The organism is Metalysinibacillus jejuensis (genome assembly GCF_003057615.1).
In the GTDB taxonomy this organism is placed as follows: Bacteria; Bacillota; Bacilli; order Bacillales_A; family Planococcaceae; genus Metalysinibacillus; species Metalysinibacillus jejuensis.
Genome location: NZ_QAFW01000123.1, coordinates 1 through 1,406, shown reverse-complemented (window position 1 = coordinate 1,406; position 1,406 = coordinate 1). Strand labels below are relative to the sequence as shown.

Here is a 1,406-nt window from a genome sequence, read left to right as displayed (position 1 = left end):
TCAATAGTGTCGCATGAATTTTAACAGAATTTTCTGTTTTATTTATTTTTCACTTCAGAAGAAAAACAAAGACACTTGAACAGAGGTAGTAATCATCCATTTTTTTACTATAACTTGTGACATGTGCGTCAGAAACGAGATACCCCTTACGGGACGGACTTCCCAGTAATTTTACGTATCCACAAGTAAGCCGATTTCCACGGTGCTGCTTTGAGTAAACGACTAATTGTTAAGTACGTTTTCGAGCTGTTCGTGTTCAACTGTGCCAGCACATGTAGGCAATACACAATCATCGCGATGTACACTTGGTTATGCACGCCTTGCTCACTTTGTGCGTAAAACTTTTTAATGTTTAAATGCTGCTTCAGCCATTTGAAAAACAACTCAATTGCCCAGCGTGATTTATATAATTCGGCAATCTCGTTAGCGCTTAGATCAAAACGATTCGTAATTAAGTGAAGCTCATTTCCTTTTGAATCCAGTACTTTAATGAGGCGGAAGACATTTTCTGCCCGATTTTGTGTTGTGCCAATCAGAATCATTTCATCGGATAACATAAACGAATTTTCAGGCAGTTCCAACGGCTCGATTACACGCTTTACAGCGTTTTTTCGCAAGCGTGAAACGAAGAAATAACCATCATCCGTCATGCGGTCAAATCGCTCGTAATCCAAGTAGCCACGGTCAAACACGTACATGCACTCTTTGTCATCTACTAAAACTTCTAGCTGGCCACGATCGTGTTCTTTTGCGTTCGTCAGAACGGCTTTGTCTGGATACGAACATCCTTTTTCTAAGTAAACGAGGCGCAAATGAAGCTTAATACCTGATTTTGTTCTCCTGAATTCCGCCCATTTGTGGTTGTTTAAGTTCAGTGGCAACGTACTTGAGTCAATAATTTTCAAAGGTGTTGTCAATTTACGTCGCTTTTCGAAATACGTTTTCTCATGGATTTGTATGACTAATTCGAGAAACACCTGTTGTAAAACCTCAGTTGGTACTTGATTTAAACGACGTCCTAATTGCGAAAAGCTAATCGCTTCTAGATTCGTTGCTTTCTGTAAGTCGTCCGAGAACAGCGTATCGCTAATAGCTCGCAGACTTTCAGTTTCGTTGAGTTGTGCAAATACGAATAATTTCAGGAATGAAGCAATGTGTAGCTTTTTTGTATAGTAATTTAATTGATAGGCTTCTACCAATTCCTCAAGTTTTGTGGAGGAAATTGGTGAAAACCATTGTTCAAATGATGTTTTTCGTGTAAACTTATCCATGTTTATGGTCCTTTGTATTGGATTTGGATGGTTTACTACCGCCCAACCAGTATAAAGGATTTTTTGTGCCTGGATTATATGACAGAAAATTCAGTTTAATATGATGCGTTGAATTATTTTAATGCGACGCTAGTG

Annotated in this window: 1 protein-coding gene; it reads right to left on the bottom strand. The window is 38.7% G+C overall.

The window, feature by feature from the left end; genetic code table 11:
- Window positions 1-146 precede the first annotated feature (146 nt).
- Window positions 147-1,271 (bottom strand): IS4 family transposase, encoded by a 1,125-nt coding sequence (locus DDE80_RS14340; RefSeq protein ID WP_108308620.1) that lies wholly within the window; start codon window positions 1,269-1,271, stop codon window positions 147-149.
- Window positions 1,272-1,406 lie beyond the last annotated feature (135 nt).